Annotated in this window: 21 protein-coding genes; 8 read left to right on the top strand and 13 right to left on the bottom strand. The window is 70.7% G+C overall.

The window, feature by feature from the left end; translation table 11 throughout:
• Nucleotides 1-88: 88 nt before the first annotated feature.
• Entirely contained in the window at nucleotides 89-274 is a 186-nt protein-coding gene (locus ABZX75_RS20345; RefSeq protein ID WP_355412347.1) for a DUF6104 family protein, read from the top strand.
• Nucleotides 275-377: 103 nt separating this feature from the next.
• On the opposite strand, the gene sodN is transcribed toward ABZX75_RS20345, so the two are convergent.
• Nucleotides 378-773: a superoxide dismutase, Ni gene (gene sodN / locus ABZX75_RS20340; RefSeq protein ID WP_355412345.1), complete on the bottom strand. Its 396-nt coding sequence runs from the start codon at nucleotides 771-773 to the stop codon at nucleotides 378-380.
• Between the two features lie 171 nt (nucleotides 774-944).
• Here sodN and sodX point away from each other — a divergent pair, with 171 nt between their 5' ends.
• A complete protein-coding gene (gene sodX, locus ABZX75_RS20335; protein WP_355412343.1) occupies nucleotides 945-1,364 on the top strand; it encodes a nickel-type superoxide dismutase maturation protease in 420 nt (139 codons plus the stop codon).
• Here the strand turns inward: sodX and ABZX75_RS20330 are convergent.
• Nucleotides 1,268-1,897: a CGNR zinc finger domain-containing protein gene (locus tag ABZX75_RS20330; RefSeq protein ID WP_355412341.1), complete on the bottom strand. Its 630-nt coding sequence runs from the start codon at nucleotides 1,895-1,897 to the stop codon at nucleotides 1,268-1,270. The two genes, sodX and ABZX75_RS20330, sit on opposite strands and share 97 nt — an antisense overlap.
• A 214-nt stretch (nucleotides 1,898-2,111) precedes the next feature.
• Between ABZX75_RS20330 and ABZX75_RS20325 the strand changes: the two genes are divergently transcribed.
• Nucleotides 2,112-2,801, top strand: a complete 690-nt coding sequence (locus tag ABZX75_RS20325) for a class I SAM-dependent methyltransferase (RefSeq protein WP_355412470.1) — start codon at nucleotides 2,112-2,114, stop codon at nucleotides 2,799-2,801.
• Nucleotides 2,802-2,884: 83 nt separating this feature from the next.
• Here ABZX75_RS20325 and ABZX75_RS20320 read toward each other — a convergent pair whose 3' ends face one another.
• Genes ABZX75_RS20320 through ABZX75_RS20310 form a run of 3 tightly spaced genes read right to left on the bottom strand, consistent with a single transcriptional unit; the run spans nucleotide 2,885 to nucleotide 5,572 of the window.
• Nucleotides 2,885-3,637: an amino acid ABC transporter ATP-binding protein gene (locus ABZX75_RS20320; RefSeq protein ID WP_355412468.1), complete on the bottom strand. Its 753-nt coding sequence runs from the start codon at nucleotides 3,635-3,637 to the stop codon at nucleotides 2,885-2,887.
• Between the two features lie 11 nt (nucleotides 3,638-3,648).
• Nucleotides 3,649-4,599, bottom strand: coding sequence for an amino acid ABC transporter permease (locus ABZX75_RS20315; protein WP_355412339.1), 951 nt, complete (start codon nucleotides 4,597-4,599; stop codon nucleotides 3,649-3,651).
• A gap of 28 nt (nucleotides 4,600-4,627) precedes the next feature.
• Nucleotides 4,628-5,572 (bottom strand): ABC transporter substrate-binding protein, encoded by a 945-nt coding sequence (locus tag ABZX75_RS20310; RefSeq protein WP_355412337.1) that lies wholly within the window; start codon nucleotides 5,570-5,572, stop codon nucleotides 4,628-4,630.
• Between the two features lie 521 nt (nucleotides 5,573-6,093).
• Between ABZX75_RS20310 and ABZX75_RS20305 the strand changes: the two genes are divergently transcribed.
• From ABZX75_RS20305 to ABZX75_RS20290, 4 genes are all read left to right on the top strand, one after another.
• The gene (locus ABZX75_RS20305; RefSeq protein WP_355412335.1) at nucleotides 6,094-7,296 is read left to right on the top strand and encodes an NADP-dependent malic enzyme; all 1,203 of its coding nucleotides are present in this window, start codon (nucleotides 6,094-6,096) and stop codon (nucleotides 7,294-7,296) included.
• 174 nt (nucleotides 7,297-7,470) lie between these two features.
• A complete protein-coding gene (locus tag ABZX75_RS20300) occupies nucleotides 7,471-8,433 on the top strand; it encodes a zinc-binding dehydrogenase (RefSeq protein ID WP_355412333.1) in 963 nt (320 codons plus the stop codon).
• Between the two features lie 125 nt (nucleotides 8,434-8,558).
• Nucleotides 8,559-8,768 (top strand): helix-turn-helix domain-containing protein, encoded by a 210-nt coding sequence (locus tag ABZX75_RS20295; protein WP_267843016.1) that lies wholly within the window; start codon nucleotides 8,559-8,561, stop codon nucleotides 8,766-8,768.
• Nucleotides 8,768-9,340: a Clp protease N-terminal domain-containing protein gene (locus tag ABZX75_RS20290; RefSeq protein ID WP_355412331.1), complete on the top strand. Its 573-nt coding sequence runs from the start codon at nucleotides 8,768-8,770 to the stop codon at nucleotides 9,338-9,340. The genes ABZX75_RS20295 and ABZX75_RS20290 overlap by 1 nt, the downstream gene beginning before the upstream one ends.
• 4 nt (nucleotides 9,341-9,344) lie before the next feature.
• Here the strand turns inward: ABZX75_RS20290 and ABZX75_RS20285 are convergent, their stop codons facing one another.
• The 3 genes from ABZX75_RS20285 to ABZX75_RS20275 all read right to left on the bottom strand — a co-directional run bounded on the left by ABZX75_RS20285 (nucleotide 9,345) and on the right by ABZX75_RS20275 (nucleotide 12,636).
• Nucleotides 9,345-10,319, bottom strand: a complete 975-nt coding sequence (locus ABZX75_RS20285) for a helix-turn-helix transcriptional regulator (protein WP_355412329.1) — start codon at nucleotides 10,317-10,319, stop codon at nucleotides 9,345-9,347.
• 1 nt (nucleotide 10,320) lies between these two features.
• Nucleotides 10,321-11,346: a hypothetical protein gene (locus tag ABZX75_RS20280; protein WP_355412327.1), complete on the bottom strand. Its 1,026-nt coding sequence runs from the start codon at nucleotides 11,344-11,346 to the stop codon at nucleotides 10,321-10,323.
• A 342-nt stretch (nucleotides 11,347-11,688) separates the two neighbouring features.
• Nucleotides 11,689-12,636 (bottom strand): LysR family transcriptional regulator, encoded by a 948-nt coding sequence (locus tag ABZX75_RS20275; RefSeq protein WP_355412325.1) that lies wholly within the window; start codon nucleotides 12,634-12,636, stop codon nucleotides 11,689-11,691.
• 207 nt (nucleotides 12,637-12,843) lie between these two features.
• Here ABZX75_RS20275 and snpA point away from each other — a divergent pair, with 207 nt between their 5' ends.
• Entirely contained in the window at nucleotides 12,844-13,494 is a 651-nt protein-coding gene (gene snpA, locus ABZX75_RS20270) for a snapalysin (RefSeq protein WP_355412323.1), read from the top strand.
• Nucleotides 13,495-13,500: 6 nt separating this feature from the next.
• On the opposite strand, the gene ABZX75_RS20265 is transcribed toward snpA, so the two are convergent.
• The 5 genes from ABZX75_RS20265 to ABZX75_RS20245 form a co-directional block, all read right to left on the bottom strand.
• Nucleotides 13,501-13,716, bottom strand: a complete 216-nt coding sequence (locus ABZX75_RS20265) for a hypothetical protein (RefSeq protein ID WP_355412321.1) — start codon at nucleotides 13,714-13,716, stop codon at nucleotides 13,501-13,503.
• A gap of 145 nt (nucleotides 13,717-13,861) precedes the next feature.
• Entirely contained in the window at nucleotides 13,862-14,443 is a 582-nt protein-coding gene (locus tag ABZX75_RS20260; protein WP_355412320.1) for a dihydrofolate reductase family protein, read from the bottom strand.
• 87 nt (nucleotides 14,444-14,530) lie between these two features.
• A complete protein-coding gene (locus tag ABZX75_RS20255; RefSeq protein ID WP_355412318.1) occupies nucleotides 14,531-15,124 on the bottom strand; it encodes a GNAT family N-acetyltransferase in 594 nt (197 codons plus the stop codon).
• 150 nt (nucleotides 15,125-15,274) lie between these two features.
• Nucleotides 15,275-16,315: a family 2 encapsulin nanocompartment cargo protein polyprenyl transferase gene (locus tag ABZX75_RS20250; RefSeq protein ID WP_355412316.1), complete on the bottom strand. Its 1,041-nt coding sequence runs from the start codon at nucleotides 16,313-16,315 to the stop codon at nucleotides 15,275-15,277.
• 51 nt (nucleotides 16,316-16,366) lie between these two features.
• Nucleotides 16,367-17,773 (bottom strand): family 2B encapsulin nanocompartment shell protein, encoded by a 1,407-nt coding sequence (locus tag ABZX75_RS20245; RefSeq protein WP_355412314.1) that lies wholly within the window; start codon nucleotides 17,771-17,773, stop codon nucleotides 16,367-16,369.
• Nucleotides 17,774-17,952: the final 179 nt, after the last annotated feature.

Below are 17,952 nucleotides of genomic sequence, written 5' to 3'. Positions count from 1 at the left end.
CGGATTATCCTGGCGGGAAACACTCCCTGGGCACCGGAGCAGGACACCCGGGGACCCAGGACACCCCCATCACGGCACGGAGCCCGACTTGTACTTCACCGATCGCGGCATCGAGGAGCTGGAGAAGCGGCGCGGCGAGGAGGAGGTCACCTTTGAGTGGCTCGCCGAGCAGCTCCGCACCTTCGTCGACCTGAACCCCGACTTCGAGGTCCCGGTGGAACGCCTGGCCACGTGGCTGGCCCGCCTGGACGACGAGGACGACACCGAGGACTGACCACGGCGCACGAGAACGGCCCGGCTGCGCGAAGCAGTCGGGCCGTTCTCGTCGTCGCGCCGGTCCGTGGCGGCGGCGCGGACAGGAGGTGCGGGACGCCGGATCAGGCGGCCTTGGTCTCCTTGAAGATGCGGTCGATCTCGGCGATGAGTTCGAGCGCCTTCTGGCCGGTCGCCGGGTCGTTCGACGCCTTGGCGGCCGAGAGGGCCTTCAGGGTGTCGTTGACCAGGGTGTGCAGCTGCGGGTACTTCTCGAAGTGCGGCGGCTTGAAGTAGTCGCTCCACAGCACCGAAACGTGGTGCTTGGCCAGCTCGGCGCGCTGCTCCTTGATGGTGATGGCGCGCGCGCGGAAGTCGGCGTCGTCGTTGGCCTGGTACTTCTCCTGCACGGCCTTGACGGACTCGGCCTCGATGCGGGCCTGGGCAGGGTCGTACACGCCACACGGCAGATCGCAGTGGGCGGAGACCTTCGCCTTGGGGGCGAAGAGGCGGGAAAGCATGGAGTTTGTCCTCCTCGTGATCGTCTTCTCAAGGGGGAGATTACTCGCAGCGGAACCGGATTTCGCGGCCGCCCCCGGGGGCTTAGGACAAAAGTCCAGGGTCGCGGCGGGACCGGTGAGCGAATGTACGGGACGGTACGGCAGCATTCGGGAGTGACGAGGAGGTCGCGCATGGTGGAGAACGGGCGCAGGAGGACGCCGTTCGAGGTGGTGGAGGTGGCGGGGCCGTCCATGGTGCCGACGCTGGTCCACGGGGACCGGCTGGTGGTCCGGTACGGGGCCGCCGTCCGGCCGGGTGACGTGGTGGTCCTGCGGCACCCCTTCCAGCAGGACCTGCTGGTGGTCAAGCGGGCGGTGGAGCGGCGGCCGGGCGGCTGGTGGGTGCTCGGCGACAACCCGTACAACGAGACCGGCGACAGCACCGTCTTCGGGCCGGTGCCCGACGAGCTGGTGCTGGCGACGGCCGTGCTGCGCTTCCGGCCGCGCGCGGCGGATCAGTGTTCGCTGAGGGCGCGGCTGTCCTGGGCGGTCTCGGCGCTGCGCCCGCTGCGGGCCGACGCCTCGGCCTCCAGCCGCTTGCGGGCGCGGTAGGCGGCGACGTTGGCGCGGGTGGCGCAGCGGTCGGAGCAGTAGCGCCGGGAGCGGTTGGTGGAGGTGTCGAGGTAGGCGTTGCGGCAGGGCGGCGCCTGGCACAGGCCGAGGCGGTCGGGGCCGTGCTCGGTGAGGTGGAAGGCCAGGCCCATGGACGCGATGGCGGCGTAGCCCGCGGAGGCGTTGGAGGGGTGGTCGGCCAGGTGGATGTGCCAGTGGGGGCCGCCGTGCTCGCCGATGGTCTCGTGGCCGGAGACCTGGGGGCTGACCGGGAACTCCATGAGCAGCGAGTTCAGCAGGTCGACGGCGAGGACGTGGTCGCCGCCGTCGGCGGCCTCGAAGACGGCGCGCAGCCGGCCGCGGACGTTGCGGAAGCGGGTGACGTCCGTGTCGGTGACGCGGCGGGCCATCTGCACGCTGGGGCCGAACAGGGCGCGGACCGCGTCCACGGAGGTGAGCGAGTCCTTGTTGCGGGCCGGCTCCTCGGTGTTGACCAGGCGCACGGCGTAGTCCGAGTAATGGGCCAGTTCCACTTGTAGTCCTTACGGCTGCGGTTTAATGTCTCCCGTAACGGCTGAGACACGTTCGAGGGTATTACGGATGGAGGGGTTCGTGATGGCGGATTCGAGGACGGATTCGGAGACGGTCGCGGCGGCGGACGCGGAGACGGTCGCGGCGACGGACAAGGGGACCGGGACCGACTGGCAGGCCTGGCAGGAGAGCTGGGACCGGCAGCAGGAGTGGTATATGCCCGACCGCGAGGAGCGGTTCCGGGTGATGCTGGACATGGTCGAGGCGCTGGTCGGGCCCACCCCCCGGGTACTGGATCTGGCGTGCGGTACGGGAAGTATCACGGACCGCGTCCTCAAGCGGTTCCCGGGAGCCACCAGCACGGGGCTCGATCTCGACCCCGCCCTGCTGACCATCGCCCGGGGCTACTTCGCGGGCGACGAGCGCGTCACCTTCGTGACCGCCGACCTCAAGGACCCCGACTGGCCCGCCGCGCTGCCTCACGACACCTACGACGCGATTCTGACGGCCACGGCCCTGCACTGGCTGCCCAGTAAGGACATCACCGTTCTCTACGGACGGCTCGCGCCCCTGGTCCGTCCCGGCGGCGTGTTCATGAACGCCGACCACATGCCCGACCCGGCCACCCCGCGGATCAATGCCGCCGAGCACGCCCACCGCCACGCCGGCATGGAACGGGCCAGGGCGGCCGGCGTACCCGACTGGCGCGAGTGGTGGGCCCTTGCCGCCGCCGATCCGGCACTGGCCGAGCCGACGAAGCGGCGCTTCGAGATCTACGGGGAGCACGCCGACGGCGACACCCCGTCCGAGGCGTGGCACGCCCGCACCCTCGTCGAGGCGGGCTTCGCGGAGGCCCGGACGGTCTGGCGCTCCCCCTCGGACGCGCTGGTCCTGGGTCTCAAGTAGGACGCCCGGAAGCGACCGGGAACGCGGGAGGGGCGGTACGGGATTCCCGTACCGCCCCTTCCGCACTCACACGCGACGCGTGCCTACAGCACCTTCGACAGGAACGCCTTCGTCCGGTCGTGCTGCGGGTTGCCCAGGACCTCGCGCGGATGGCCGGATTCGACCACCACGCCGCCGTCCATGAAGACGAGGTTGTCGCCGACCTCGCGGGCGAATCCCATCTCGTGCGTGACCACGATCATGGTCATGCCCGACTCGGCCAGGTCGCGCATGACGTCCAGGACGTCACCCACCAGCTCCGGGTCGAGCGCCGAGGTGGGCTCGTCGAAGAGCATCAGCTTCGGCTCCATGGCCAGCGCCCGGGCGATCGCCACGCGCTGCTGCTGGCCGCCGGAGAGCTGGGTGGGGTAGTTCCCGCCCTTGTCGCCGAGGCCGACGCGGTCGAGGAGGCGTACGGCGCGCTCGCGGGCCACCGCCTTGCTCTCGCCCTTGACCATGACCGGGGCTTCCATGACGTTCTCGATGGCCGTCATGTGCGGGAAGAGGTTGAAGCGCTGGAAGACCATGCCGATGTCCCGGCGCTGGGCCGCGACCTCGCTGTCCTTCAGCTCGTAGAGCTTGTCGCCCTTCTGGCGGTAGCCCACCAGCTGGCCGTCGACCGAGAGCCGGCCGGCGTTGATGCGCTCCAGGTGGTTGATGCACCGCAGGAACGTCGACTTGCCGGAGCCCGAGGGGCCGACCAGGCAGAAGACCTCCCGCGGCGCGACCTCCAGGTCGATGCCCCGGAGGATGTGGGCGGCGCCGTACGACTTGTGGACGCCTTCTGCCTTGACCATCGGCTGGGCGGTCACTTCGCCACCTCCGTACGGCGGAACATGTTGAGGTTGGCCTTCAGCCGCTCCAGCGGCGTGGGCGGCAGGCTGCGCAGCGAACCACGGGCGTAGCGGCGCTCCAGGTAGTACTGGCCGACGCTGAACACGCTGGTCAGTGCCAGGTACCAGAGGGAGGCGACGAAGTACATCTCGATCACCGCGCCGGCCGTGCTGCCGATGTTGGAGCTGGCCCGCAGGAGTTCGGTGTACTGCACCGCCGAGACCAGGGACGAGGTCTTCAGCAGGTTGATGAACTCGTTGCCGGTCGGCGGGATGATCACGCGCATCGCCTGCGGGAGCACCACCCGGCGCATGGTCTGCGTGCGGGTCATGCCGAGGGCGTGCGAGGCCTCGCTCTGGCCCTCGTCGACGGACTGGATGCCGGCCCGGACGATCTCCGCCATGTAGGCGCCCTCGTTCAGGCCGAGGCCCAGCAGGGCGACCATGAACGGCGTCATGACGTCGACGGTCTCGTTCTTGTAGATCGGCCCCAGGTTGATGTACTCGAAGATCAGCGGGAGGCTGAACCACACGAGCAGCTGCACGTACACCGGGGTACCGCGGAAGAACCAGATGTAGAGCCAGGAGACGAAGCTCGTGACCGGGTTGTTGGAGAGCCGCATCACCGCGAAGAGGATGCCGAGCACCAGACCCAGCAGCATCGACAGGATGCTGATGACCACGGTGTTGCCGAGGCCGGCGAGGACCGAGGGGTCGAACAGCTTGTCTCCGACCGTGCCCCAGATGACCTTGCCCTGGGAGAAGGCGTAGACGAGCCAGGTTAGCAGCACGGCCACGACCACGGCGCTGAGCCAGCGGCCGTAATGCCGTACGGGGATTGCCTTGATGGCCTCGTAGGGGGATCCCGAGGCGCCGGGTCCGGCCGGCGGAGTCGCGGCCGGACCCTTGTCGATCTTGTCAGTCACTACGACTGCCCTTCAGCGGAGCGCTCGGTCACTTGCCTGCGTTGATCGTCGCGGACTGCACGGCGCTGTCCTTGACGTCCCACTTCTCCAGGACCTTGGCGTAGGAGCCGTCCTTGATGGTGGCGTCGAGTGCTTCCTTGATGGCGTCGCGGAGCTGGGTGTTCTCCTTGGAGACGGCGATGCCGAAGAGGCCGACGTCGGCCTGCTGGCCGGCGACCTCGAAGTCGTTGCCGCCGCCGGAGGTCTTCGCGATGTACGCGGCCACCGGGTAGTCGTTCATGTCGGCCACGGCGCCGCCGGCCTTGACGCGGGTCTGCGCCTCGGCGTCGGTGTCGAAGGCCTCGATGGTGAGCTTGTTGTCACCGCACTTCTCGGCCTGCGTCTTGAAGGTGTCCTCGTAGATCGTGCCGCGCTGCACGGCGACCGTCTTGCCGCACAGGTCGTCGAGGGACTTGATGTTCTGCGGGTTGCCCTTCTTGACGATGAGCGAGACGCCGGAGGAGAAGTAGTCGACGAAGTCGACGCCCTTGCCGATCTTCGCGCCCTGCTCGTCCAGGCCTTCCTGGCGGCGCTTGTTGTCGGTGATCGACGACATCGCGATGTCCTGGCGGCCGGTCTCCAGCGAGGTGATCAGTCCGTCGAAGGTGCCCGAGGTGAACTCGAACTTCACACCGAGCTGCTTGCCCAGCTCCGCGGCGATGTCGGGGTCGACACCGACGATCTTGCCGCCCTCCGTGAACTCCATCGGCGCGTACGCGGCGTCCGTGCCGACCTTGATGACGCCGGCGTCCTGGATCTTCTTCGGGAGCTTGTCGAACAGCGGGGCGTCGCTGGTCTTGCCCTTGGTAGCGGAACCGTTGTCGGTCTGGTCTCCGCAACCGGTCAAGATCAGGGCGCCGGCGACCGCGATCGCACCGACCGTGGCGATCCGGGACCGAGCGGCGGTCGTACGACGGGTGGTGCTTGCGGTCATGAGCGGTTCCTCCGGCAGGTGGAAAAGCATCCAAGAGTGGTCGGGCACGCACCATCGAGTGTCGCGGCCTTGTGTGATTAGGGGCATCTTGCCATTCGGACTGACGCATTCAGGCCGCCCGCCAGGTCAAAATCAGATAACGGGTGACGCCGACACCCAACAGGCCTGCGGGCAAGACCCCCTGCGGCCGCATGATCCACTGCGACCGGGCTCTTTTGACTCACTATTTGCGGTGGGTCTCGTCTATCGGACACAGGCCCTTGGACTTTTCTCCGAAACCGGGACAAGAGGCTTATGGTCGAGCAGGAATCGACTCGTCTGGGTGAGCGTTCATCCGGTAGAACAGATCCTTACACCCCTCATCCGGGGCTCAGGGCGCGCGTGCGGCGCGCCCGCGCGTACGAACCTCCCCTCCGCGGAGACGGGCCAACCGTCGATGCGGAGCACGGACGCGGTGCCCGCCCACCCCTTAACCAGGAGTGGTCACCCTCAACGATTCAAAGACTTAAGGGGCCAAGAAAGTGGCAGCGGAGATCGTCAATCCTCGCAGCGACAGCGTGACGGACAACAACCCGGACGCGGTGTTCGCACTGCACCGGGGCGGCAAGATGGCCATCCAGGCCACAGTGCCGGTCCACGACAAGGACGACCTGTCCCTCGCGTACACGCCGGGCGTGGCGAAGGTCTGCAGCGCCATCGCGGAGCAACCCGACCTCGTGAACGAGTACACCTGGAAGTCGAACGTGGTCGCCGTCGTCACCGACGGTACGGCCGTGCTCGGACTCGGTGACATCGGTCCCGAGGCCTCCCTCCCCGTGATGGAGGGCAAGGCCATTCTGTTCAAGCAGTTCGGCGGTGTGGACGCGGTTCCGATCGCGCTCGCCACCAAGGACACGGACGAGATCATCGAGACCGTCGTCCGCCTGGCGCCGTCCTTCGGTGGGGTGAACCTGGAGGACATCTCCGCTCCCCGCTGCTTCGAGATCGAGCGCCGCCTCCAGGAGCTCCTGGACATCCCGGTCTTCCACGACGACCAGCACGGCACCGCCATCGTGACGCTGGCCGCGCTGCGCAACGCCGCGAAGCTGACCGGGCGCACGCTCGGCGACCTGCGCGCCGTGATCTCGGGCTCGGGCGCGGCGGGTATCGCCATCGCCAAGATCCTCGTGGACGCGGGCATCGGCGACGTCTGCGTCACCGACCGCAAGGGCGTCGTCTCCGCCGACCGCTCCGACCTGACGGACGTCAAGGCGGAGATCGCGGGGCTGACCAACAAGACGGGGCAGACCGGCTCGCTGGAAACGGCCCTCGTGGGCGCGGACGTCTTCATCGGCGTCTCCGGCGGTACGGTTCCCGAGGCTGCGGTGGCCTCGATGGCGAAGGACGCCTTCGTCTTCGCCATGGCCAACCCGAACCCGGAGGTCCACCCGGACGTCGCGCACAAGTACGCGGCGGTCGTGGCCACGGGGCGTTCGGACTTCCCGAACCAGATCAACAACGTGCTGGCGTTCCCGGGCATCTTCGCGGGCGCCCTCAAGGTGCGCGCCACCCGGATCACGGAGGGTATGAAGATCGCCGCCGCCGACGCCATCGCCGGTGTCGTGGGTGACGAGCTCTCCGCCGACTACGTGATCCCGTCGCCGTTCGACGAGCGCGTCGCCACGGCCGTCGCCGCGGCCGTCGCCGCGGCGGCGAAGGCCGACGGCGTGGCCCGCCTGGTCTGAGCACTGCGCCGAGCTGTACGCGACGAGGCCCGTCCGGATCACTCCGGCCGGGCCTCGTCGCGTGACGCGGCGGCGCCCGCTCGGGCCCGGCCGCGCGCGGCCGGTGCCCGCGGGGAAAGTACGGCTGGAAACTGGGGCTGGAAACCGGTGCCTACCCAGCGGTAACGTCACCGCATGTTCGCTGCCTACGCCGCCCGAATCGACCGTGACCAGCCGCTGAACGGCCTTGAGCTGGGCGACCGCCCGGCCCCCGAGGCCCGCCCCGGCTGGGTGACCGTGAACGTCAAGGCCGCCTCGCTCAACCACCACGACCTGTGGTCGCTGCGCGGGGTGGGCCTCGGCGAGGAGAAACTCCCGATGATCCTCGGCTGCGACGCGGCCGGAACCGACCAGGACGGCAACGAGGTCGTCCTGCACTCCGTGATCGGCCAGAGCGGTCACGGGGTCGGCCCCGACGAGCCGCGCTCGATCCTGACCGAGCGCTACCAGGGCACCTTCGCGGAGCAGGTGACCGTCCCGGCCTGGAACGTCCTGCGCAAGCCCGCCGAGCTTTCCTTCGAGGAGGCCGCGTGCCTGCCGACTGCCTGGCTGACGGCGTACCGGATGCTGTTCACCAACGCCGGTGTCCGCCCCGGTGACTCGGTCCTGGTCCAGGGCGCGGGCGGCGGGGTCGCCACCGCCGCGATCGTCCTCGGCAAGGCGGCGGGCCTGCGGGTCTTCGCCACCAGCCGGGACGAGGCCAAGCGCAAGCGGGCGGTGGAGCTGGGCGCGGTGGAGGCGTACGCGCCGGGCGCGCGGCTGCCGCAGCGGGTGGACGCGGTGATCGAGACGGTCGGGGCGGCCACCTGGTCGCACTCGGTGAAGTCCCTGCGCCCGGGCGGCACTCTGGTGATCTCCGGCGCGACGAGCGGCGACCGGCCGGCGCACGCGGAGCTGACCCGGATCTTCTTCCTGGAGCTCAAGGTGGTCGGCTCGACGATGGGCTCGAAGGACGAGCTGGAGGACCTGCTGTCGTTCTGCGCGACGACGGGCGTGCGGCCGGTGATCGACGAGGTCCTGCCGCTGGACCGGGCGCGGGAGGGGTTCGCCAAGCTGGAGTCGGGCGACCTCTTCGGCAAGATCGTCCTCAAGCCGTAGCCGTAGCCGTAGCCGTAGCCGGGGCTGGGGCCGGCCGGGTCCTGGGAACGGGAAGGGACCGGCCCTGGCCTCCGGTCGTCAACTGGGGTTGACATCCCCTCCCATGTCAACCTACATTGACACGCATGACGGAAGCTACCGATCTCGCCGAGCGGGCCGGTGACCGGGACCCCCGCGTGGGCCTGCGTGCCGTGGCCGCCCTCCGACGGCTGCTGGAGCAGCTGGAGGCCGTACAGGTACGCAGTGCCCGCGCGCAGGGGTGGTCCTGGCAGGAAATCGCGGCCGAGCTGGGCGTCAGCCGGCAGGCCGCGCACAAGAAGCACGGGAGGCTTTGATGTTCGAACGCTTCACCCGCGACGCCCGGTCCACCGTGACGGGCGCGGTGACCGAGGCCAGGCAGTCCGGAGCCGCCACCGTCACCGAGGAGCACCTGCTGCTCGCCCTGATGTCCCGAGGCGCCCTCGACCCCCTGGGCGTCGACCGCACGGCCGTCGCCGCGGACCTCGCCGAGGCCCGCCGTCGGGGCGGCATGTCAAGGGCGGACGAGGAGGCGCTGGCCGGACTCGGCATCGACCTCACGGAGATCGTCTCCCGCGTCGAGGAGGCCCACGGCGAGGGCGCCCTCTCGGCCCCCGCCCCGCGCAAGCGCACCCTGGGCGCGTCCCTCCGCTCGGCGCTGGGACGCGCCGAACCGGACGACCGCACCGGCAGCCACCACGTGCCCTTCACCCAGGACGCGAAGAAGGTCCTGGAACAGTCCCTCCGCATCGCCCTGGGCCGCCACGACAACCACATCGGCACCCTGCACCTGCTGCTGGCCCTGCTCTCCCGCCCCGGCACGGTCGCCGAGGTCCTGACGGACCACGGCGTCACCTACGCCGCGGCGGAAGCCGGCCTGCCCGCCTGAGTCCTCAGCGGGCGGGGCGCAGGACCGTCGCGAGGTGGGCTGCCGCCGTGGCCAGGCGGGTGCGGGCCTCGGCCAGTTGGGCCGGGGTCACACCGTGGTCGCGGGCCGCGTCGCGGATGTCGTCGCGGAAGCGGTCCAGCAAGCGGTCCAGGTCACGGGCCGGGTCGCCGGTGGGCGTCAGGTCCCGGGCCCAGTCCGTGTCCGCTGCGGTGTCCGCTGCGGTGTCCGCCGTCGCGTCGGCCGTCGCGTCGGCCGTCGCGTCGGCCGCCGTGTCCGCCGTCGCGTCGGCCGCCGTGTCCGCCGTCGGGGGGGCGGCGGACGGGGCGCCGCCCCCGCCGAGCCAGGCGCCGGCCAGGCTGCCCAGCACGCCGCCCGACTTCGCGAACTGCTCCTGCAGCTGGCCCGCGATGCGCTGGACCTCCTCGCGGGCCCGCTCCTGGGCCTCCTTGGCCTGGCGGCGCGCCTGCTGGGCCTCGTCACGGGCCCGGCGGCTCTCGTCCTTCGCGCGGCGCGCCTGCTCCTTCCACTCCTGCCTGGCCTTGCGCAGTTCCTCCTTCGCCGCCTTCCAGGACTCGTCCTCGACCTCGGTCGCCGTCGCGGAGGCCGCGGCGGCACGCATCTCGCGCCGCAGGTCACCCGCCGCGCCCCGGACGTCGTCGCGGATCTCGGCGGCGAGTTCGGAGACGGAGTCGCGGATCTCCAGCTCCAGGTCGGCGAGTTCACCGCCGCGGCCGGCCAGTTCGGCGCGGCCCGCCTCGGTGATGGAGTACACCTTGCGCCCGCCTTCGGTGGCGTGCGTGACCAGGCCCTCGGCCTCCAGCTTGGCCAGGCGGGGGTACACGGTGCCCGCGGAGGGCGCGTACAGCCCCTGGAAGCGCTCCTCCAGCAGGCGGATCACCTCGTACCCGTGACGCGGAGCCTCGTCGAGCAGCTTGAGCAGGTAGAGGCGGAGGCGGCCGTGGGCGAAGACGGGCGACATGTCAGAGCACCTTCTTGTCGAACGTGAGGGGGGCTTCCGGCGCTTCCGGCGCTTCTCTCACTTCGGTCACTTCGGTCACTCCGACCGACGGATCCGGAGCGGCCGGGGCCTCCGGCGGGTCCGGCGCTTCCGCGGCCGGGCGGCGCAGCAGCGCGATCGCACCCGAGAACGTGGTGGCCCGCAGAGTGCCGGTCCCGGCGCCGAGGGTACCGGTGATCCGCTTGGCGCCCAGCTGCCCGGAGATCCGCAGGTCCTCGAAGGCGTTGGAGACGCCGCCGGTGGCGGTGTTGGCCTCGACGCGGGCGTCGGCGGGGTGCGGCAGCCGGATCGCGACCTGGCCGGACACGGACTTCAGCGCGATGTCCACCGGGCGCGACGCGGCCGGGTCGAGGTGGTCGAGATCCAGGTCGATGAGCATGTCACCGCTGACCGAGTCGGCCCGTACGCTCACGCCCGCGCCGTCGACCACCGTCAGACCGCCGGACAGCGAGTGGAAGCCGAGGTCGCCGGTGACGGACTGGGCCTCGACGCTGCCGGAGACGGTGTGCGCCTTGACCTTGCCGGACAGCCCGACCAGTGTCGCGTCACCGGAGATCCCGTTGACGTCGGTGCCGCCGGCGATGCCGGAGACGAAGGCCGTGGCGTCGACGGTCGCCAGCTGGACGCGGGTGGCGGCGGGGACGGCGAGCGTGACGGTGGCGCTGCGCTCCCAGGCCTTGCGGCCCGGCCCGGAATGCGACCACGCCTTCCAGGGCTTGCCCTCGAACCACTTCTTGAAGCCCTGGGAGCCGTTCCACGGCAAGTCCTCGTAGGAGATGGTGAGGACGCCGTCCTCCAGCACCACGTGCAGGGGCGGTCCGTCGACCGCGGCCACCTCCAGTCGGGCCGGACCCGCGTCGGCGCTGTCGGCGGCGATCACGTTCACCGTGCCGCTCACGACACGGACGCGGAGCTCGGTCACCGGCTCCTCGAAGGTGAGCTTCTGCGGTTCGGCGACCGACCACGTCGTCTGCGGCGTCTCTTCCATGATGCTGATCCTCCTCGTGCGTACACGGACCGGGCCTCGACGCACGCAACATATCGCGTCTTCTGAATAACACGATATATCGCGGCCGGAGGAAGTCAAGGCGTCGCGGAATGCTCCGGTTCGGGGTGATCGAGGGGCACCTGCCCCGGCGTGTGGACATACCGGTCTCCGGGACCACGGCCACCGGACGACCGGTTTCCCGCCGTCGCCGGGCGTGGGGCGGCAGTGGCCTACGCGGAGGAGGCGGACGGCCGCCACCGTCCGGACGGCGAGCCGGGACGCCGTACTGGACCGAGGAACGGGCACTCCACCCGCCCCGCCGGTACCGCGCGGCGGGACCCGTCAGGCCGCCTCCGCCGGGGTCCGGAGCAGGGGGCTCCCCGCGCGGTGGAGCCAGGCCCGGTACGGGGGTGTGCGCAGGGCCGCTTCGCGATAGGCGGCGCGGAGGTCCTCGTACACCTCCGCGTGCGCACCCGGCCGGGTGGCCAGCAGCAGCCGTACGGCCAGCGGGTCGCCCGACAGCGGCCGGATCGCCATGTCCTCCCGCGGCCCGGAGGTGGGCTGGCAGGGCGCGACCGCCTCACCGGAGACGATCAGCGAGGCCGCCGTGTGGTAGTCGGCGTGGAGCACCGGCGGATCGAGCCCGGCCCGGGCGAAGACCCGGCGCAGGCCGTCCCATTCACCGTCCACCGAGGGGTCCACCGTCCACCGGTCGGCGGCGAGGTCCCGGAGCGACACCACCGCCTGCGCGGCCGCCGGATGGTCCCGGGACATGGACACGAACTGCGGCTCCCGCTCCATCAGCACGTGCAGTTGCAGCCCGGCCGGGACCCGCAGCGGGCTGCCCTCCACCTCGTGTACGAACGCCACGTCCAGCTGCCCCGAAGCCGCCATCCTCAGCAGCGCGTTGGCGGAGACGTCCACCATGAGCGAGGTCTCGGTGTCGGGCAGCCGCCGGTGCAGCCGCCGCAGCCAGCCCGGCAGTGCGCGGCTGGCCGTGGAGCCGATGCGCAGCCGCGGCCCGTGGGCCAGCGCCCGGGCCTCGGCCACCAGCGCGGCCATCTCCGCGAGCAGCGGTCGGGCCCGGCCCAGCACGGTGCGGCCGAAGGGGGTGGGCCGGCAGCCGGTGCGCTCGCGCAGGAACAGCTCGCCGTCCAGGGCGCGTTCGATGCGGCGCAGCTGGGTCGTCAGTGAGGGCTGGCTCACGCCGAGCTGCCGGGCGGCCTTGTGCAGGCTGCCGGCGTCGGCGATGGCGCACAGTGCGCGCAGGTGCCTCACCTCGAGCTCCATGCCCAGAGGGTAGGCGGCGGCCGGTGGACCGCACCAGCCGCCCAGTGGACCCCAAATCCCGCCATTTTCAGGCTAGTTGACTCGCCGAAAACTGCCCGATAGCTCGGCGCTATCGGGGAGTGACATCATCCGCCCGGCCCATCCGCTCCCCCAGACTCCGGTACCGAACGACCCACCCCCCACACCGGATGAGCAGGAGCACCCCACATGCGCCACTCCCGTAAGGTCACGCTGGCCGCCACCATCGGCATCGGCATCGCGACCGCCCTGGGCACCGTCCCCGCCGCCAGCGCCGCCCCCGCCGGCAACCCCGCCAGCTACGTCGCGTACGAGCGCTCGCAGGAGAACGAGGCCGCCAACCGCGCCTTCTTCGAGGCCGTGAAGCGCGCGGTCGCCGAGCAGCGCGCCGCGAACCCGGGCGCCCTCGCCGTGACCGTCACCTACAACACCCGCAACGCGCCGAGCTTCCGCACCCAGATAGCCAGCTCGACCCGGATCTGGAACAGCTCGGTGACCAACGTCAAGCTGCAGGAGGTGTCCTCCGGCGGGAACTTCTCGTACCGCGAGGGCAACGACTCACGCGGTTCGTACGCCAGCACGGACGGGCACGGCCGCGGTTACATCTTCCTCGACTACCGGCAGAACCAGATCTACAACTCCACCCGGGTGACCTCGCACGAGACCGGCCACGTGCTGGGCCTGCCGGACCACTACTCGGGCCCGTGCAGCGAGCTCATGTCGGGCGGCGGGCCGGGCACCTCCTGCACGAACGCCACCCCGAACAGCACCGAGCGGGCGCGCGTCAACCAGCTGTGGGCCAATGGCCTCGTCGCGTCCGGCCTGGGCACGAAGGGCTGACCCTGCCTACCCCTGCGGAGGGACGTGATCCTCCGGGACGTACGCACGACACTTCGGGTTTCGGCAGGGACCCGGACCCCACTCGGGTACGAAGATCCCGAGTGACTTGCGCCGCTTGACCACCGTCTCGACGGGGCTCCCGCAGGCCGGGCAGGTCTTCTGCCCGTGCCCGGCCTGTGGGGCGGCCCTCTCGTGCGCGTGCTGCTGCTCTTCACCGGCCATGCCTCCACGGTAGGCCGGTTTCTCGCGTTGTGCGGGGCCGGGCGCAGCTTTCAGCCCCGCGGGCGCGGGCCGTGGCAGCCACGGCGCGGCGGCGCCGGTCAGCCGCGGGCGCCGGCCGTCAGCGGTCAGTGGTCAGTGGTCAGCGTCAGCGCTTGCGGGCGTACCTGGTCACGACCTGGCCGCCGCCGAAGCCCTTGACGTCGATCAGCCGCAAGGCCCGGGGCTCGAAGCCCGCCCGGGCCATCGGCAGGCCGGCGCCCGCGAGGACGGGGTACGTCTTGACGACGAACTCGTCGATCTCGTCCACCAGCGCACCCACCAGGTCGGAGCCCCCGCAGAGCCAGATGCCGAGGCCGTCCTGCGCCTTGAGCTCGCGCACCCGCTCCAGGACGTCCCTGGAGATCAGCTCGACCGCGGGGTCCGGCGAAGTGGTGAGCGAGCGGGTGGCCACGTACTGCCTGAGGTGTGCGTAGGGGCTGGTCACGCCCAGTTTCTGCCCGACGTCGTAGGTCCCGCGGCCCATCAGGACGGCGTCGAAGTGCTTGGCCTCGAAGGTGTCCAGACCCAGCATCGCGTGCCCGTGGGTGGGGATGGTCTCCGCCCACTCCGTCGTGAGGTACTCGATGAACTCCGGGTCCAGGTACTGGTTGAAATAGTCGCCGTCACCGTCCGGGGCGGCGATGTAGCCGTCGAGCGAGGTGGCGATGAAGTACGTGAGCTTGCGCAAGCGGGCCTCTTCCGTTCGGGAGCACCCCACACCGGAGCACGTCAGGTAAAGTACTTCGCCCGTAGTGGTTTTGCAAGAACCCTCCTGTTACCCCCGCGGCTTGCGCCACATCGGCCACATCAGCGGACCCTCCGGCAGCCGCACCGCCGTACCGGTGAACTCCCAGCCGAGCCGCTCGTACAGCCGCATGCTGCGCTCGCTGCTCGCCTCCAGGTACGCCGGCACGCCCTCGCGGTCGCAGCGCTCCAGCACCGGCCGGATCAACTCACTGCCCAGCCCCTCCCCCTGCCGGTCGGGGGCGACCGCGATCATCAGCAGGTACTCGTGCTCCTCCGCCGTGGGGTGCACCGCGGCCGTCAGCCGGCCGACCAGCTCGCACCGCTCGTTGTCCGGGTCGGCCGCCGCGCGCATCTTCGCCGGGATCTCGTCCTCCCCCTCCGACTCGCCCGCGGGGATCCGCAGCCACAGCGCGGCCGCCGAGCCGTCCACCGCGCAGTCGATCCGGCCCTCGGCCAGCGCCACGTCCACGAAGACGCCCAGGAACTTCCCGTGCACGGCGGCCCGGTGTTCGGGATCCGGGAAGACCCAGCTGCTCACGGGGTCGGTGCGGAAGGCCTCGTCGAGCAGCCGCGCCACCGCGTCCCGGTCCGACTGATCCGCCTGACGTATCTCCAGCCCCACTGGTCACACCCTTCGCTCACGTGTCAACAACCTTGAGTGATCGTAGGGTTGGCCCCCCTACGCGGAAAGGCCTGTTCCGGCACCATCCGATGCCGGAACAGGCCTTTCCCCCGCCTTTCCCGCGCCTTTCCCCCGCCTGGCCCTACGGGCTCACCTCGTACGCCGCGTGACGAACTCCGCCAGCGTCAGCAGCCCGCCCGCCGCCCCGAGGTCGGGTACGGCCCTGGACAGCTGCTGCACCGCCCGGCCCATGCGGTCCGCGGCATGAGCCTGCGCCCAGTCCCGCCCGCCGGCCCGGTCCACCGCGTCGGCGGCCCGGCGTACGTCGTCCCCGCTCATGGGACCCGCGTACAGAGCGGCCAGCTCCTCCCCCGCCGTGGTGCCCGAGGTGAGGGCGGCCACGACCGGAAGGGACTTCTTGCGGGCGAGCAGATCGGCTCCCGCGGGCTTGCCGGTGTGCCCCGGATCCCCCCAGATGCCGATCAGGTCGTCGATCAGTTGGAAGGCCAGGCCGGCCTCCCGCCCGAAGGCGTCCATCGCATCGACCTCGTCCGGCCCGGCCCCCGCGTACAGCGCGCCGAGCGCGCACGCGCAGCCGAGGAGGGCCCCGGTCTTGGCGGTGGCCATGGTCAGGCACTCGTCGAGCGAGACGTGCGCACGCTGCTCGAAGGCGCAGTCCGCCTGCTGGCCCGCGCACAGCTCGATGACACAGGCCGCGAGCCGGGCGGATGCCGCCGCCGCGGCCGGATGCGGGTCCTGCGCGAGCAGCCGCAGCGCGAGCGCCATCATGGCGTCACCCGTGATGATCGCGTCCGGTATCCCGAACACCGTCCAGGCCGTGGCCCTGCCGCGCCTGCGGACGTCCTTGTCGATGACGTCGTCGTGCAGCAGCGTGAAGTTGTGCGCCAGTTCCACGGCCACCGCCGCCCGTACCGCGTCCTCGGCGCTGCCGTCCACGGCCTGGGCCGCGGCGAGCACCAGGGCGGGCCGGATGGCCTTCCCGGCATGGCCCGCGGCCGGGGTGCCGTCCGCCTGCTCCCAGCCGAAGTGGTACATCGCCACGCGCCGCATCGAACCGGGCAGGCTCTCCACCGTCCGGCGCAGCTCCGGGTCAACCGTTTCTCTCGTCCGTTCCAGGAGGGCCGCGGCCTCCTGGCCCTCCCCGGTCGTGATCGCCTCAGTGGTCGCCATAACGTTTCCCCGATGCTCCCGCATGTTCCCGATGTCCTTCGGCCGGCCGGCTCAGGGCCAGCGGCCGATCTCGACGTTCTCCAGTACGCCGAGCGCGTCCGGCACCAGTACCGCGGCGGAGAAGTAGGCGGTGACCAGGTACGAGATGATCGCCTGCTCGCTGATCCCCATGAAGCGGACCGACAGGCTCGGCTCGATCTCGTCGGGGATGCCGGGCTGGTGCAGCCCGATCACGCCCTGCTCGTCCTCACCGGTACGCATGCAGAGGATCGAGGTGGTCCGGGCGTCGCTGATCGGGATCTTGTTGCTCGGGAAGATCGGCACCCCGCGCCAGGAGGGCACCCGGTGGCCGCCGAAGTCCACCGACTCCGGGTACAGCCCGCGCTTGTTGCACTCACGGCCGAAGGCGGCGATCGCCTTGGGGTGCGCGAGGAAGAACTTGGAGCCGCGCCGCATGCTGAGCAGCTGGTCCATGTCGTCGGGGCTGGGCACACCGTCGTGCGGCTGGATGCGCTGGTCGTATTCGGCGTTGTGGAGCAGGCCGAATTCGCGGTTGTTGAGCATCTCGTGCTCCTGGCGCTCGCGCAGCGCCTCGACCGTGAGCCGCAACTGCTGCTCGGTCTGGTTCATCGGCTGGTTGTACAGGTCGGCGACGCGCGTGTGCACCCGCAGGACCGTTTGTGCAATGGAGAGCTCGTACTCGCGCGGGCGGGACTCGTAGTCCACGAAGGTGCCCGGGAGGACGGCCTCGCCGTGGTGGCCGGCGGAGAGGTCGATCGCGGCTTCGCCGTACTTGTTGGTGCGCTGGGCGGGCAGCGCCCGTACGCGCTCCACGTGCTCGCGCAGCGACTCGACCCGGTCCGCGAGCAGCTGGAAGTCCTGTCGCGACAGGACGAGCGCGGTACCGGAGGTGGCGGCGCGGGCGGTGTACTCCCAGATCGCCTCCTCGTCGACGAGGGAGTCCTCGCCGAAGTAGGCGCCGTCGGCGACGGTCCGCAGGACGGCGTCGTCGCCGTAGGGTCCCGGGCCGACGTGGTCGATGCGGCCGTGGGCGAGCAGGAACACCTCGTCGGAGGCGTTGCCGAAGGAGGTCAGCTCCTGGCCGGGCTCGAAGTCGATCTGCCGGCAGCGCTGGGAGAGTTCCCCGAGGACCTCCAGGTCCTCGTACTCGCGCAGCAGCGGGAGCTCACCGAGCTCGGCCGGGATGACCTGGACCTGCGTCCCGGTCTTGATGAACTCCACGCGGCCGTCACCGACCGAGTAGCTCAGGCGGCGGTTCACACGGTATGTGCCGCCCTGCACGGACACCCACGGGAGCATCTTCAGGAGCCACCGGGAGGTGATCTCCTGCATCTGCGGCGCGGACTTGGTCGTGGTTGCCAAGTTCCGCGCGGCCGAGGTCCCAAGACTGCGCTGCGGCGTCTGGGCCTCGGGTTCGGAACCTGCCTGGACCGACATGTATTTCCCTTTCGATCACTCCATGGATCTGCGGGACCAGCCTTCCAGTACGGAGCGTGCCGGAACCATTACACAAAAGGGTGGGACTACTCCATCCGGGGAAGGGGCACTCTCTGGGGTTCCACGCGTCCACACGCACCACCTCGAACCCCCCGTTTCGGCCACCGGTGCACGGTGCG

The organism is Streptomyces sp. NPDC003038 (assembly GCF_040611115.1).
GTDB lineage: Bacteria > Actinomycetota > Actinomycetes > Streptomycetales > Streptomycetaceae > Streptomyces.
This window is presented reverse-complemented; position numbering and strand designations above follow the sequence as displayed.

What these genes read in the sequence shown, in the direction of transcription:
- sodN (WP_355412345.1), bottom strand. Translation starts at nt 773, where the DNA reads ATGCTTTCCCGCCTCTTCGCCCCCAAGGCGAAGGTCTCCGCCCACTGC.
- sodX (WP_355412343.1), top strand. Translation starts at nt 945, where the DNA reads ATGGTGGAGAACGGGCGCAGGAGGACGCCGTTCGAGGTGGTGGAGGTG.
- ABZX75_RS20325 (WP_355412470.1), top strand. Translation starts at nt 2,112, where the DNA reads ATGCCCGACCGCGAGGAGCGGTTCCGGGTGATGCTGGACATGGTCGAG.
- ABZX75_RS20320 (WP_355412468.1), bottom strand. Translation starts at nt 3,637, where the DNA reads ATGGTCAAGGCAGAAGGCGTCCACAAGTCGTACGGCGCCGCCCACATC.
- ABZX75_RS20310 (WP_355412337.1), bottom strand. Translation starts at nt 5,572, where the DNA reads ATGACCGCAAGCACCACCCGTCGTACGACCGCCGCTCGGTCCCGGATC.
- ABZX75_RS20300 (WP_355412333.1), top strand. Translation starts at nt 7,471, where the DNA reads ATGTTCGCTGCCTACGCCGCCCGAATCGACCGTGACCAGCCGCTGAAC.
- ABZX75_RS20295 (WP_267843016.1), top strand. Translation starts at nt 8,559, where the DNA reads ATGACGGAAGCTACCGATCTCGCCGAGCGGGCCGGTGACCGGGACCCC.
- ABZX75_RS20290 (WP_355412331.1), top strand. Translation starts at nt 8,768, where the DNA reads ATGTTCGAACGCTTCACCCGCGACGCCCGGTCCACCGTGACGGGCGCG.
- ABZX75_RS20285 (WP_355412329.1), bottom strand. Translation starts at nt 10,319, where the DNA reads ATGTCGCCCGTCTTCGCCCACGGCCGCCTCCGCCTCTACCTGCTCAAG.
- ABZX75_RS20280 (WP_355412327.1), bottom strand. Translation starts at nt 11,346, where the DNA reads ATGGAAGAGACGCCGCAGACGACGTGGTCGGTCGCCGAACCGCAGAAG.
- ABZX75_RS20275 (WP_355412325.1), bottom strand. Translation starts at nt 12,636, where the DNA reads ATGGAGCTCGAGGTGAGGCACCTGCGCGCACTGTGCGCCATCGCCGAC.
- snpA (WP_355412323.1), top strand. Translation starts at nt 12,844, where the DNA reads ATGCGCCACTCCCGTAAGGTCACGCTGGCCGCCACCATCGGCATCGGC.
- ABZX75_RS20265 (WP_355412321.1), bottom strand. Translation starts at nt 13,716, where the DNA reads ATGGCCGGTGAAGAGCAGCAGCACGCGCACGAGAGGGCCGCCCCACAG.
- ABZX75_RS20250 (WP_355412316.1), bottom strand. Translation starts at nt 16,315, where the DNA reads ATGGCGACCACTGAGGCGATCACGACCGGGGAGGGCCAGGAGGCCGCG.
- ABZX75_RS20245 (WP_355412314.1), bottom strand. Translation starts at nt 17,773, where the DNA reads ATGTCGGTCCAGGCAGGTTCCGAACCCGAGGCCCAGACGCCGCAGCGC.